The sequence below is a fragment of the Neisseria oralis genome, assembly GCF_045062685.1.
GTDB classification, from domain to species: Bacteria; Pseudomonadota; Gammaproteobacteria; order Burkholderiales; family Neisseriaceae; genus Neisseria; species Neisseria oralis.
Genome location: NZ_JBJGEB010000001.1, coordinates 21,178 through 35,067 on the forward strand (window position 1 = coordinate 21,178; position 13,890 = coordinate 35,067).

Below are 13,890 nucleotides of genomic sequence, written 5' to 3' on the forward strand. Positions count from 1 at the left end.
GTTTTTAATACCTGTTCACACCTCAATACGGTTCGGCGTGAAAGTTTCCCACTTATTGCAGGCGGGGCAATGCCAGAAAAATACCTGCGATTTGAAATGGCAGTTGCGGCAGCGGTACATCACGCTTTTTTGCAGTTGGCGGCCGACGACGGCGCGCATCATGTCGGCATCGGCTTTCCACGCCGGATTCATATCGCTCAGTTTCAGGCCGAGCAGCCGGTACACGCCGTTCAAATCCGGTTTGCGCCGTACAAGCTCGACCGCTGTTTCGGCGGCCGGCCCTTCCCCCTTGAGCAACAGCGATTTTTCGTAAATCACGTTAATCAAATCCAAATCGGGAAAGGTCTCCATATAGCCGATAAGCACGTTTAAGCCTTCTTCCTGCTTTTCCTGCGCGGCATAGGCGTCGTAAAGTTTTTCGCCGACCATGCTCAGATAGGCGTGGTTTTGCTGCTCGATGGCGCCGTATGCCGCCACCGCCGCAGGAAAATCGCCCTGTTTGGATTCGATGTCACCCAGAATCATATTGGCACGGGTACATTTCTTATTGGCATCCAGAGCTTTGCGCACATTACCGCGGGCGGTTTCCAAATCGGACTTGAACAGGGCCGCCTGCGCCAGTTCGCAATAAAACTGTGCGATTTCAAACTGGTATGTCTGTTCGTCATGGCTCAGAAGCTGCGCCATTTCGATGGCTTTCACCCAGTCGCGGTCCTGCTGGTAGATGCTCATCAGGTGCTGGCGCGCCTCACGCGCCATATTGCCGCCCAACAGTTCCAGAAAAATCTGCTCCGCCCTGTCGACCAGGCCTGCGCTCTGATAATTCTGCGCCAGTTCGAACAATACCCGCTCCCGTTTGTCGTCCACCGTATCCGGCGAATCAAGCAGCGCGCGGTGCATATTGATGGCTTTGTCGTTTTCCCCGCGCTGGCGGTAGAGTTTGCCCAGCGTCAGGTTCAAATCGTAAGACTGCGGCTGCTGGTCGATCACTTCGGCCAATTCGCGCGCCGCGCGGCCGCTGTTGCGGTCGACCAGCGCGTCAAGGCTTTTATAGAACCCCGTCGGCACGCTTTTGGCCTGTTTCAACACCGTTTTCATATCGATGCGGGCGGCGAACCAGCCCATCGCAAAAAACACGGGCAGCAGGATAATCGGCAGCAGGATGACCCAGATTTCGTTCTCCATATCATTCCTTAGCGGCAGTTCCTGCGGGGGCGGATGCTGCGTTATCAGGCAGTTTGGCCTGCGGCGCGGCGGTAACCATACGGGCGTTTTTCTTCAGTTCGTTGCGCAGGCGGTTGTTTTCGCCGCGCAGTGAAAGCAGCCGTCCGAACAGGGCGAACATGCCGAGCAGCACGCCGATGACGAACGCGCCGAACAGCACGGCCACCAAAGGCATCTGCATTCCTTGTCCGGGCAGGTAGTTAAACTCGACCGTCTGGATATTGCTGACTGCCAAAAGAAGGAACACCAAGAAAATCAAAACTTTGATAATCAGAAAAAAAATCTTCATAAATACTCCGTGTTTGTTTTTGCGCAATATGCCGCCACGCCCGCGCCCGCCGACGGCCGCAGCCCGCACGTTTCATTCCATTGCCGTTTTATTGTCAGTATCGCCGCCATGCCGATAACCGCACGGTATGCCTGCGACGAACGGAGGACAGTTTAAACCATTTGACCTGTTTAGGATACGGCAAACGGTTAAGGGCGGCATCATAACCGCTTTACTTAACCGAAAAGGCCGTCTGAAACTTTTTCAGACGGCCTTTCAGCCTGCCGGCGGCCAATCAGTCGGCCATGGCCATCAGGCTGGCGTTGCCGCCCGCGGCGGTGGTGTTGATGCTGCACGAGATTTCTTCAAACACCTGCAAAATGTCCAAACCGTTTTCAGACGGCAGGATGCGGACAAGCGCGCCGTCGCGGTTTGCCAGCACCTGTTTGCGCGCACTCGGCAGCGGTTCCAGCGCGGCGACATGGCTGATGCCTGCGGCTTCGGGCTTGTCGGTTACGGCCAGCAGTCCGTCCAGTCTGTCGGCATAAGCGGCCAGCGGGTGATCGGGCAGTACGACGGCCTGCACGCCTGCGGAAGCCAGCGACACCAGCGCGGTGAAGGACGCGGCAAGGCTGCCGCCGTAGAGCCAGACGCGTGCGGGGGCGTGCCAACTCAATACGTTACGTTCGCCGGTCGGGCCGGCGAGGACGGATTCGGCTTTACGCAGAGTGCGGACGCGGGACTGACCCAGCGAAGCGGCGGCGGCCATTTTCTCACTCTGCGGCAGCGGCAGGCCGTGCAACAGGGTTTCGAGGCGCTTGAGCGCGGCTTCGTCCACTTGGCCGATTTTGCTCAGGGTCGGCGCAGTCCATTCTTTCAGACGGCTCAGGCGTTGCAGATAGAAGGAACCGCCCGCTTTGGGGCCTGTTCCCGACAAGCCGTGGCCGCCGAAGGGTTGGACGCCGACGACTGCGCCGACGATGTTGCGGTTGACGTAAACATTGCCGGACTCGATGCGGCTGCGGATATGCTCGACCGTGCCGTCTATGCGGCTGTGTACGCCGTGGGTGAGCGCGTAGCCTTTGCCGTTAATCTGGTCGATGAGTTTGTCCAGCCCGTCGGCGGGATAGCGGACGACGTGCAGCACCGGACCGAAAACTTCGCGCTGCAATTCGCCGAGGCCGTTTAATTCAAACATTATCGGGGCAACGAAGGTGGCGTTGTCGGGATTCACGTTTTCAGACGGCCTGATTTCGTGATACGACTTGGCGATGCCCTTCATCCTGTTGATATGGGCGAGCAGGTTTTGCTGCGCTTCGGTGTCAATGACCGGGCCGATGTCGGTATCGAGCGCAATCGGATTGCCGACGACCAGCTCGTCCATCGCGCCTTTAATCATTTTGACCATGTGGTCGGCAACGTCTTCCTGAACGCACAAAATACGCAGGGCGGAGCAGCGTTGGCCGGCGCTGTCGAAGGCGGAATTGAGCACGTCGGCGCAGACTTGTTCCGCCAGCGCGGTGGAATCGACAATCATGGCATTCTGCCCGCCGGTTTCGGCAATCAGTACGGGGCTGTCGTCGCGTTTGGCCAGCGTTTGGTTAATCAGGCGCGCAACTTCGGTCGAACCGGTGAAAATCACGCCGCCGATACGCGGGTCCTGCGTCAGCGCCGCGCCTACGTCGCCTGCGCCGAGAACGAGTTGCAGCGCGGAAGTCGGGATACCGGCTTCGTGCATCAGGGATACGGCATAACCGGCTATCAGGCTGGTCTGTTCGGCGGGTTTGGCGACGACGGTATTGCCCGCAGCCAGCGCGGCGACCACTTCGCCGGTGAAAATCGCCAGCGGGAAGTTCCACGGGCTGATAGCAACAATGGTGCCTACGCCCTGAGAACCCTGCGGCAGGGTGTGTTCGGCTTCGTCGGCATAGTAGCGGCAGAAATCGACGGCTTCGCGCACTTCCGCGATGGCGTTGTTCAGCGTTTTACCGGCTTCGCGCACGGCCAGCATCATGAGTACCGGAGCGTGCCGCTCGAGCAGATCGGCGAAACGGCGCAGGCAGGCGGCGCGTTCGGCGGCGGGCGTACCGTTCCATGCGGCCTGGGCAGCCACGGCGGCGGCTACGGCTTCCTGCGCCAGCGCGGCATCGGCGAAGCTGACCGAACCGACAATGTCGCTGTGATCGGCGGGATTGCGCACCTGCTGTCCGGCTCCGACCGGACGGCTCTTACCGTTGACGACGGAGGCCGTCTGAAACTGCCGCGCGGCGGCTCGGTTCAATTCCTGCTGAAGCTGCTGCAACACGTTTTCGTTGCTCAAATCAAAGCCTTGGGAATTCAGACGGCCTTTGCCGTATAAATCGCGCGGCAGCGGCAGCGCGGCGTGCAGGTGAATGCCCTGTTCGGCAATAGTGTCGAACGGACTGCGGATCAGTTGGTCGATGCTGATTTTTTCGTCGACAATCTGGCTGACGAACGACGAATTCGCACCGTTTTCCAACAGGCGGCGCACCAAATAGGCCAGCAGGGTTTCGTGCGTGCCGACCGGCGCGTAAATGCGCACGCGGCGGCCCAAGTTCTGCGGCCCGACCACTTGGTCGTACAGCGTTTCGCCCATGCCGTGCAGACACTGGTGTTCGAAATCCTTGCCTTTGCCCATCTGGTAAATCGCCGCCAGCGTGTAGGCGTTGTGGGTGGCGAATTGCGGGAACACGGCGTCCTGCGCGGAAAGCAGTTTGCGCGCGCAGGCAAGGTAGGAAATGTCGGTGTGCACTTTGCGGGTGTAGACCGGATAGCCGTTCAAGCCGTCCACCTGCGCCCATTTGATTTCGCTGTCCCAATACGCGCCTTTGACCAAGCGTATCATCAGTTTTTGATTGTTGCGGCGGGCAAGGTCAATCAGGTAGTCGATGACGAACGGGCAACGTTTCTGGTATGCCTGCACCACGAAACCGATGCCGTTGTAACCGGCCAGATCGGGGTCGGACACCAGCGCCTCCATCAAATCCAGCGACAGCTCCAGGCGGTTGGCTTCTTCGGCGTCGATATTGATGCCGATATTGTATTTTTTGCCCAACAGATACAGCTCTTTCAGGCGCGGCAGCAGTTCGCCCATGACGCGTCCGTGTTGGGCGCGGGAATAGCGCGGGTGGATGGCGGAAAGTTTGACGGAAATGCCGTTGCCTTCGTACACGCCCTGCCCCGCGGCGTCTTTGCCGATGGCGTGGATGGCCTGCACATAATCGTTGTAGTAGCGGTCGGCATCGGCTTGGGTGTAGGCGGCTTCGCCCAGCATATCGAACGAATAACGGTAGCCCATTTTTTCGCGTTCCTTGCCGTTTTGCAGGGCTTCTTCGATGGTTTGTCCGGTTACGAACTGCTTGCCCAAGAGGCGCATGGCGTAGTCCACGCCTTTGCGTATCAGCGGCTCGCCGCCTTTACCCAGCAGCCGGTTCAGCGCCGCACCCAGACTCTGCTCGCTGGTTTGGGTGGTCAGTTTGCCGGTAATCAGCAGCCCCCACGCGGCGGCGTTGACAAACAGCGACGGGCTGTTGTTAAGGTGTTTTTTCCAGTTGCCGTCTGAAAGTTTGTCCGCAATCAGTTTGTTGCGCGTGGCTTTGTCGGGAATGCGCAGCAGGGCTTCGGCCAGACACATCAGTGCCACGCCCTCTTCGCTCGACAGGGAAAATTCGTGCATCAGGGCATCGACGCCGCTGGCCTTGGTGCGGCTGGCGCGTACCTGAGTAACCAAGCGGCGCGCCAGCGTATCGGCGGCCTGCCGCTCTTCGTCGCTCATCTGCGCGCGTTGCAGCATGTCCTGCACGGCCTCGGTCTCGTCGCGGCGGTAGGCATCGGTAACGGCTTGGCGTAAGGAGGTTTGTGTCGGTAATGCAAAATCAAACATGATGTTTCTCCGTTTATCTTAGGTTCGTTGTTTGCAAAACAGGAAGACGGTTGCAATCCGCCCGGACTTCATTCATATGATAACATCTACAACTCAGGCCGTCTGAAAACAATAAGTTTTCAGACGGCCTTCCGGTTTATTTCGCCGCTTTGTACTCGGCATCCGCTTTTTCGAAACGCTCGGTAATAACGCTTGAAGGTACTTTGTCTATCAGCGATACCAACACCGTCACCAGCGCACAGGCAATAAATCCGGGAACGATTTCATACAAAGTCAGCAGGCCGGTATCGTGTGCGGCCAAGGCAGGTTTCTTCACCCATTCTGCCCATGCCACCACGGTCAGCGCGCCGGCAATCATGCCCGAAAGCGCGCCGTAGGCGGTAATGCGTTTCCACAAGACCGAAAAAATCACCACTGGTCCGAAAGCCGCGCCGAAACCGGCCCATGCGTAAGACACCAAACCCAGCACTTTGCTTTCGGGGTCGGCCGCAATCAGAATCGCGATGACCGCCACCGCCAGAACCATCACGCGCCCCACCCATACCAATTCTTTCTGTTCCGCATGTTTACGCAAAAAGCCTTTGTAGAAGTCTTCGGTAATCGCGCTGGAACAAACCAGCAACTGGCAGGACAAAGTGGACATCACCGCCGCCAGAATCGCGCTCAAAATAATGCCCGCAATCCAAGGGTTGAACAGCAAGGTGGAAAGCGCGATAAAAATACGCTCGTGGTTGCCGTTCATGGAAGAGACTTGTTCCGGATTCGCACCGAAATACGCAATACCGAAATAGCCGACCGCTACCGCACCCGCCAGACACAACACCATCCAAGTCATACCGATGCGGCGGGCGGATACCAGCGATTTCGCACTTTCGGCCGCCATAAAACGCGCCAAAATGTGCGGCTGCCCGAAATAACCCAGCCCCCATGCGGCGGTGGAAACAATGCCGATAACGGTCGTACCCGCAAACAGGCTGCCGTATTCCTTACCCGTACCCGCGGCGACATGCTGGATGGCCGCGCTCATCTGGTCGGCGCCGCCCAAGCTCAGATACACCATCACTGGCGCCAGAATCAGCGCAAAAATCATCAGCGAAGCCTGCAACGTATCCGTCCAGCTCACCGCCAAGAAGCCGCCTAGGAAAGTATAGGCGATGGTCGCCCCCGCACCGAGCCACATCGCTTGGTTGTAAGACATGCCGTGAAACAGGCTTTGGAACAGGGTCGCACCGGCAACAATACCCGACGCACAATAAATCGTGAAGAAAAACAAAATAATAATAGCGGAAATCACCTTCATCAGATGCCCGCCTGCACCGAAACGGTGGAAGAAATAATCCGGCAGCGTCAGCGCATTATTGGCATATTCGGTATGCACGCGCAGACGGCCCGCCACCAAAAGCCAGTTGAAATACGCACCGACCACCAGGCCGATGGCAATCCAAGCCTCGTTCAAGCCGCTCAGATAAATCGCCCCGGGCAACCCCATCAGCAGCCAGCCAGACATATCCGAAGCCCCCGCCGACATCGCCGTTACAAACGGGCCGAGACTGCGGCCGCCGAGAATATAGTCGCCGAAATCGCGCGTAGAAAAATAAGCGGCCAAACCGATAAGCAGGACCGCTATGAGATAAAGGCCAAACGTAATGTACATCGGATTCATGCAGATACTCCTCAAATTGAACTTACATGACATAAGCAGGCTTCAGCCTGATTTTTTGTTCTGATAAACGGTTTCCGTTTCGCTCGCAACATCCAAACCGCAAAACGAGTTTTTTATTGTTTAACAAAAGGATATGCAAATACGGACGTATCAAATTGTAAACATGTTCATGAGCATACCCGAAAAGCCGGAAATTGCAAAGTGCCATGTAGCATTATGTAGTCGAACTCCCTTGCCTTTTAAAAAAGGCCGTCTGAAAACTAGTAAAGCAGGTTTTTCAGACGGCCTTTACCTTGCAAAACTCCGATTATCAAGAATATACGCCTTTGGTATTTTCATTTACGCAAAATAGATTAATTTATATTAAATTACGGCAAATTTTGTTTTGTTTTATTTTTTAACCCTTGTTTTTAAAGGAACACTTATGAAAATCACTCTGACCACACTCACACTCTCCGCCCTCCTGCTCACCGGCTGCGGCACACTGACCGGTATTCCCTCGCACGGCGGCGGCAAACGCTTTGCCGTCGAACAAGAACTCGTCGCCGCATCGTCCCGCGCCGCCGTCAAAGAAATGGATTTGTCCGCCCTGAAAGGCCGCAAAGTCGCCCTTTACGTCTCCACTATGGGCGACCAAGGTTCGGGCAGCATTACCGGCGGACGCTACTCCATACCGTTGACGTATTCGGCACCATCCGCAGCCGTACCGAACTACACATCTACAACGCCGAAACCCTTAAAGCCCAGACCAAGCTCGAATATTTCGCCGTTGACCGCAACAGCCGAAAACTGCTGATCAAACCCACTTCCGCCGCCTACGAATCCCAATACAAAGAAAAATACGCCCTTTGGACCGGCCCCTACAAAGTCAGCAAAACCGTCAAAGCTTCAGACGGCCTGATGGTCGATTTCTCCGACATCACCCCCTACGGCGACACGACCGCCAAAAACCGTCCCGACTTTAAACAAAACAACGGTAAAAACCTCGACGTCAGCGACGAAGTTATCCGCCGCCGCGAAGGAGAATAAACCGTGAAACCGCTGCGCAGACTGACAAACCTCCTTGCCGCCTGCGCCGTAGCGGCGGCTGCCTTCGGGCAGCCCGCCCTCGCGGCGGAATTGGCGAAAGACCCTTTCATTACCGATAACGCCCAACGGCAGCACTTCGAACCCGGCGGCAAATACCACCTTTTCGGCAACCCGCGCGGCAGCGTCGCCAACCGCACGGGCAAAATCGATGTAACCCAAGCCTATACCCACCAAATGGGCAACCTGCTCATCCAGCAGGCAAATATCAACGGAACAATCGGCTACCACACCCGCTTTTCCGGACACGGACACGAAGTCCACGCCCCCTTTGACAACCATGCCAGCCGCAGCGCAAGCGAAGAAAAAGGCAGCGTCAACGAAGGCTTTACCGTATACCGCCTCAACTGGGAAGGACACGAACATCATCCCGCCGACGGCTATGACGGCCCGCAGGGCGGCAATTACCCCAAACCTACGGGCGCACGCGACGAATACACCTATAACGTTAACGGCGTAGCCCGCAGTATCAAACTCAATCCGACCGACACCCGCGACGTCAGACAACGTATATCCGACAATTACAGCAACCTCGGCAGCAATTTCTCCGACCGCGCCTATGAAGCCAACAGAAAAATGTTCGAGCACAATTCCAAGCTCGACCGCTGGGGCAACAGCATGGAGTTTATCAACGGCGTCGCTGCCGGAGCACTCAACCCCTTTCTCAGCGCAAGCGAAGCCTTGGGCATAGGCGACATACTGTACGGAACGGGCTATGCCATAGATAAAGCAACGATGTACGGCATCTCGCCCCTGTCGGCGGACGGCAAACTGGCCGCCATCGGCGGCTTGGGCGGTGTGGCGGGCTTTGAAAAAAATACGCGCGAAGCTGTTGACCGGTGGATACAGGAAAACCCCAATGCCGCCGAAACCGTCGAAGCCGCCTTCAACGTTGCTGCCGCCGCCAAAGCTGCAAAGTTGGCAAAACCGGGGAAAGCTTTGGTTAGTGGGGATTTCTCAAAATCCTACACCTGCTCCTTCCACGGCAGCACCTTGGTTAAAACGGCAGACGGTTACAAAGCCATCGCCCATATTCGAGTCGGCGACCGCGTCTTTGCCAAGGACGAAGCAAGCGGAGAAACGGGATACAAACCCGTTACCGCTCAATACGGTAATCCGTACCAAGAAACCGTTTACATTGAAGTTTCAGACGGCCTCGGTAAAATACAAACCCTCGTTTCCAACCGCATCCACCCGTTTTATTCGGGCGGCAAATGGATTAAAGCGGAAGATTTGAAAGCGGGAAGCAGGCTGTTTGCCGAAAACGGTGCAGAGCAGACCGTTCAAAGCGTTACCGTCAAACAAGAACCACTGCAAGCCTACAATCTGACCGTTGCCGACTGGCATACTTACTTCGTCAAGGGTGATAAGGCGGAAACGGAAGGAGTTTGGGTTCATAATGCGTGTCCGCCTAAAAGAACAGGAAGCTCCAAGAATGAAAAACATGGAGATGGCGGTCGAAGTCAAATATCAGCGGAATCACAAATTGCTGAATTAAAAAATAAAATTATTCCTGGAATGCCCAAAAATGAACGATTAAAGATTGAGCAAACAATCAAAAATATTACAAAAAATGCCAATCGAAAAGCAAAAGGAGAAGAGCATGGTCGACGTGGTCGTTAAAACTCCCGAATTTTTACCTTTTGCTTCTGTAGGAATATTCCGTTTTGGTACAGATATAACACAGTACAAAAACACACTGGAAACTTTTATGTATGAACCTCCTGATGAGTTTGGAACAGAATATTATGAATCTCCCGACTCAAATTTACTAATTTCCGTCAAAAAAAACAAAATCATTTCTATATTTTGTTATCAGGAGCTATATTTTATGGGCGTTAATATAATAGGTCTAAATTTGGAAAATTTTAAACAACTTTTCCATCACCCTAAATCAAACCGTGTTGATAAATATTATTTATCAAATGAATCTTATCCAACATATGTCTATGATTTTGATGAAATAGGAGTACAAGCATGGGAAGCAAAAGGGAAAGTTGTTACTATCATTGCTGGAGGCAAAGACAATTATTCAACAGAACCTTACTACGATGAATAACATTAATGGCAAGCATAGGTTGGGTTGAAAACTCAACAACAAAAGGTCGTCTGAAACTGTAATCGATTTTTCAGACGACCTTTCTGTCAATCCAAACGTATTGTTGGGTCTTGACCCAATCTACGCTTGCTGAAAAATTGCACCATGATACTGGTCATATTGGTTGGGAAGCAATGAATAAAGGAAGATAATTATGTGGAAAATTATAAAAGATGATAGTGATGATTTAGGATTCGCAATTATATGCTTATTCTCTCAGTCTATTGATTTAAATGAATTCAAGTTATGGATTGAACAAGTAATACGAGATATGCCCATTGAGGACACCCCTTTTTATATTTTTGATTTGGCGGATTTTGATGAAGAAATTGCCAATATTGACAATATTGTAGGTTTTGTTTCGAGTTACAGCCTATCAAAATCGAAAAAAGATGCCTTGACAGGCATTGCCTTCTTAAGAGGTATAGATGTCTATGATCCGCCTATCTCAAAAGAAAAAGCATTAAAAGCCTTAAAAAAACATCCTGAAATTTATCAGAGGTTTCAGCATTTTTTTCCATTTGTAGAACTGCCTCCGCTTTAGAGGGCAATGAGGTCGTCTGAAAAACATCAGACGACCTTGCCTTCATTTGAAACAGGATATTTTTTCAAAAATCCTACACCTGCCCCTTCCACGGCAGCACCTTGGTCAAAACGGCAGACGGCTACAAAGCCATTGCCCGTATCCGAGTCGGCGACCGCGTCTTTGCCAAGGATGAGGTAAGCGGAAAAACGGGATACAAACCCGTTACCGCTCAATACGGTAATCCGTACCAAGAAACCGTTTACATTGAAGTTTCAGACGGCCTCGGTAAAATACAAACCCTCGTTTCCAACCGCATCCACCCGTTTTATTCGGGCGGCAAATGGATTAAAGCGGAAGATTTGAAAGCGGGAAGCAGGCTGTTTGCCGAAAACGGCGCAGGGCAGACCGTTCAAAGCGTTACCGTCAAACCAGAACCGCTGCAAGCCTACAATCTGACCGTTGCCGACTGGCATACCTACTTCGTCAAGGGTGATAAGGCGGAAACGGAAGGAGTTTGGGTTCATAATGAGTGTCCGTATGGAGAAAAATATAGGACAGAAGTTGGTTCTTATACTAATACTCATGAAAGTGGTCGAACTTATTCTGGAAAGGGCACAAGACAACGTTCCCAAATCTCTGGAGCAAGAGAAGCTAGGGTTAATAATGACCCTCATATAGCTACAGATTTTACTCCTGCCAAAAATAATCGAGAGGCATTCAAAGATGAATCTAGAAGAATTGACGCTCACGGTGGTTCCAAAAGTACCAATAATTACAATCGAATTGAAAACCCGGGGAAAAAATATCGAAAACAAGATGGAGATTAAAAATGATTGTTGACGAAAAATCTACTTCAGATGTACTGAAACAATATCAAGAACTAGGGTTTGATTTGACAAAATCAATGATAATAGAGTTTTTTATAGAGGGTTCTCAAAAGAATCTGCAATCAATAGAAAGTCAAATCATTTCTTATCGGCAAGATTTTCAAATCAGTATTGAGCAAAATGAATTCGGAGAAATGTGGACTTGCTATTGTTCCGTCAATATTATCCCTTCTCTTGAAAACATTTTAGCTATTGAAACTACGTTATTTGATATTGCACAAAAAAATGATTGTAGTTACGAAGGTTTTGGTTCGTATGGGAACTAACAGAAAGTGTAGGTTGGGTTGAAAAAACCAACAATCAAAAGGTCGTCTGAAACCGTGTTTAACTTTCAGACGACTTTCCTTCATTTGAAACGGAATATTGAGAACTAAGTTCTTCAAAAATCCTACCCCTGCTCTTTCCACGGCAGCACCTTGGTCAAAACGGCAGACGGCTACAAAGCTATTGCCCGTATCCGAGTCGGCGACCGCGTCTTCGCCAAGGACGAGGCAAGCGGAGAAATGGGATACAAACCCGTTACCGCCCGATACGGCAATCCATACCAAGAAACCGTTTACATTGAAGTTTCAGACGGCCTCGGTAAAATACAAACCCTCGTTTCCAACCGCATCCACCCGTTTTATTCGGACGGCAAATGGATTAAAGCGGAAGATTTGAAAGCGGGAAGCAGGCTGTTTGCCGAAAACGGTGCGGAGCAGACCGTTCAAAGCGTTACCGTCAAACCAGAACCGCTGCAAGCCTACAATCTGACCGTTGCCGACTGGCATACTTACTTCGTCAAGGGTGATAAGGCGGAAACGGAAGGAGTTTGGGTTCATAATGAGTGTCCGTATGGAAATTTATCGGATAATAAATCTGTTGGCGAAGGAAAAAAATTTACACCAGCTCAAAAGAAAGCAATCATCCAAGAAAACATGAATAGAAACGGAGGGGTAGTGAAGTCTGACCAATCTGGAGAAGTTTTGGTTCGTCCTAAAAAGAGCCAAAAAGGTATCCCCCCCATCAAATGAATGGCAGATTGACCATGTGCAAGCAAAAAGTAAAGGAGGTTCAAATAGTTATAAAAATGCACAGGTTTTATCCAGAAGAGAAAATATTAAGAAATCAAATAAATAGGCATCAATATGCAATGGAAATTTGAAGATCCTCAAAATACTGCTGTTATTACCACCAGAAGAATTTTGTCTAAAAAAAACGGAATCTTAGAAGTATGGCATGATGCTGATGATGGAATGTGGCAATTCTTAGATGGCAATGAAATTCATGAAGGAGATGCTGTGATAGTTAGTTTAAAAGAAATTGTCACTATTGATTCCTCAGTCAATCTCTTAAGTAATTTACCTCTTGGTGGTTACGCTTGGAGAAATACTATATCGGAAAAATGGAATTTTGATTAGCAAGCGTAGGTTAGGTTAAAAAAAACCAACAATCAAAAGGTTGTCTGAAACCGTATTTGTTTCAGACAACCTTTCTATCAATGGAAATAGGATGTCGAGTACGCTTGCTTAACATGTCAAAGAAAAGAAGGGGCAAGTATGTCAAAATATTCTCAAGAGCAGGCTAAAAAACATGAGTTATAATCAAAAAGTTTTATCCCACTTGCAAAATTTTTGGATAAATCATGAAATTAAACGGTTTTCTTGGACATTGGGAAGAATTATAGAAGAACTTCCCGATTTCCAAGTTTTCCAAGTGATTCCTAATCATGAAGATGAGCCTTGGGTTTATGTCAGCTCTGGGATAGGTCAATTTTTAGGGCAGGAGTTTTTTATCGTCAGCCCGTTTGAAACACCTGAACATATTGAGACCTTGGCAATGCTGGCATCTGCAAGTATGCATTACCCTGATCAATTTCAATTGGGAAAAACGATAAATATCGGCAGACCGTGGGTCGAGCAATCATCCTTCCAGCATTTTCTGATTTCTCTGCCTTATCCTTATGGGCAAGAGTTGGAATATATGGATAATGTCCGATTTTTTTGGTTATTGCCGATTACCCAGCCAGAAAGACTTTTCTTGAATACTCATTCAGTAGAAGACTTGGAAACGAGATTTGATGAGAGGGGTATTGATTATTTAGATATAAATCGGCCAAGCGTTATTTGATGTTTATGTTGTTTGAAATCTTTCAGCAAGTGTAGGTTGGATTGGAAATCCAACAATTAAAAGGTCGTCTGAAACTGTGTTTGGCTTTTCGGACGACTTACTTGACGGAAGACAGGTAATTCAAT

The 13,890-nt window shown here is 51.0% G+C and carries 12 protein-coding genes and 2 pseudogenes; 10 read left to right on the top strand and 4 right to left on the bottom strand.

Going from position 1 to position 13,890, the window contains the following annotated elements; translation table 11 throughout:
* Positions 1-15 precede the first annotated feature (15 nt).
* The 4 genes from lapB to putP form a co-directional block, all read right to left on the bottom strand.
* A complete protein-coding gene (gene lapB / locus ACI43T_RS00115; protein WP_009174160.1) occupies positions 16-1,185 on the bottom strand; it encodes a lipopolysaccharide assembly protein LapB in 1,170 nt (389 codons plus the stop codon).
* A 1-nt stretch (position 1,186) separates the two neighbouring features.
* The gene (locus tag ACI43T_RS00120) at positions 1,187-1,513 is read right to left on the bottom strand and encodes a LapA family protein (protein WP_405385201.1); all 327 of its coding nucleotides are present in this window, start codon (positions 1,511-1,513) and stop codon (positions 1,187-1,189) included.
* A gap of 274 nt (positions 1,514-1,787) precedes the next feature.
* Positions 1,788-5,396, bottom strand: a complete 3,609-nt coding sequence (putA, locus tag ACI43T_RS00125; protein WP_405385202.1) for a bifunctional proline dehydrogenase/L-glutamate gamma-semialdehyde dehydrogenase PutA — start codon at positions 5,394-5,396, stop codon at positions 1,788-1,790.
* A 136-nt stretch (positions 5,397-5,532) separates the two neighbouring features.
* Positions 5,533-7,059, bottom strand: a complete 1,527-nt coding sequence (putP, locus tag ACI43T_RS00130) for a sodium/proline symporter PutP (protein WP_377079575.1) — start codon at positions 7,057-7,059, stop codon at positions 5,533-5,535.
* 424 nt (positions 7,060-7,483) lie between these two features.
* Between putP and ACI43T_RS00135 the strand changes: the two are divergent.
* From ACI43T_RS00135 to ACI43T_RS00180, 10 genes and pseudogenes are all read left to right on the top strand, one after another.
* Positions 7,484-8,088 (top strand): annotated as a pseudogene (locus ACI43T_RS00135) (hypothetical protein).
* A 3-nt stretch (positions 8,089-8,091) separates the two neighbouring features.
* A complete protein-coding gene (gene mafB / locus ACI43T_RS00140) occupies positions 8,092-9,768 on the top strand; it encodes a polymorphic toxin MafB class 1 (RefSeq protein ID WP_405385203.1) in 1,677 nt (558 codons plus the stop codon).
* Positions 9,749-10,204: a hypothetical protein gene (locus ACI43T_RS00145; protein ID WP_293278076.1), complete on the top strand. Its 456-nt coding sequence runs from the start codon at positions 9,749-9,751 to the stop codon at positions 10,202-10,204. The genes mafB (ACI43T_RS00140) and ACI43T_RS00145 overlap by 20 nt, the downstream gene beginning before the upstream one ends.
* A gap of 193 nt (positions 10,205-10,397) precedes the next feature.
* On the top strand, positions 10,398-10,787 hold the full coding sequence (locus tag ACI43T_RS00150; RefSeq protein WP_405385204.1) for a hypothetical protein: 390 nt from the start codon (positions 10,398-10,400) through the stop codon (positions 10,785-10,787).
* 101 nt (positions 10,788-10,888) lie between these two features.
* Positions 10,889-11,596: an HINT domain-containing protein gene (locus ACI43T_RS00155; RefSeq protein WP_405385205.1), complete on the top strand. Its 708-nt coding sequence runs from the start codon at positions 10,889-10,891 to the stop codon at positions 11,594-11,596.
* A 2-nt stretch (positions 11,597-11,598) separates the two neighbouring features.
* Positions 11,599-11,922, top strand: a complete 324-nt coding sequence (locus ACI43T_RS00160) for a ribonuclease E inhibitor RraB (protein ID WP_405385206.1) — start codon at positions 11,599-11,601, stop codon at positions 11,920-11,922.
* 117 nt (positions 11,923-12,039) lie between these two features.
* Positions 12,040-12,489, top strand: a pseudogene (gene mafB, locus ACI43T_RS00165) (polymorphic toxin MafB class 1); the annotation flags it as partial.
* 196 nt (positions 12,490-12,685) lie between these two features.
* Positions 12,686-12,775 carry a hypothetical protein gene (locus ACI43T_RS00170; RefSeq protein ID WP_220270192.1) on the top strand — a complete coding sequence of 30 codons (90 nt, stop codon included), beginning with the start codon at positions 12,686-12,688 and terminating at the stop codon, positions 12,773-12,775.
* Between the two features lie 8 nt (positions 12,776-12,783).
* A complete protein-coding gene (locus ACI43T_RS00175; RefSeq protein ID WP_002231818.1) occupies positions 12,784-13,056 on the top strand; it encodes a hypothetical protein in 273 nt (90 codons plus the stop codon).
* A gap of 172 nt (positions 13,057-13,228) precedes the next feature.
* Entirely contained in the window at positions 13,229-13,765 is a 537-nt protein-coding gene (locus ACI43T_RS00180) for a suppressor of fused domain protein (protein WP_405385207.1), read from the top strand.
* Positions 13,766-13,890 lie beyond the last annotated feature (125 nt).